1 protein-coding gene is annotated in these 299 nt (G+C 39.8%); it reads left to right on the forward strand.

The window, feature by feature from the left end:
* Positions 1-299, forward strand: a 299-nt coding sequence (locus SB679_RS23685; RefSeq protein ID WP_410704710.1) for a DUF4241 domain-containing protein, incomplete at both ends; no start/stop codon positions are given.

Genomic DNA, 299 nt, shown 5'->3' on the forward strand with positions numbered 1-299 from the left:
CTCGTGTATTTAAATACAAAGGAGAAACCCTATTTTGTGGATGTTCCTAAAGGAAATTTTCCGGTGACAACTGCCGTGGTAAAGCTGGAGGACTGGGGTGATCGATATGCAGCTGTAAAAGTAGAATTTACAAAAGAAAAACCAGCTATCTACAGAGAAGCATTAATCGGAATAGAAGAACTTGACGGCACCAATGAAGGTGAATTTTTTGGATTTACGGTAGATGCCGGTTTAGCATGTGTTGCAGATCCGGAAGTAGTGCCTTATGTAGAAAAATTTATCTCAGAGCTTGATGTAGA

The organism is Chryseobacterium sp. SIMBA_029 (assembly GCF_046535275.1).
GTDB lineage: Bacteria > Bacteroidota > Bacteroidia > Flavobacteriales > Weeksellaceae > Chryseobacterium.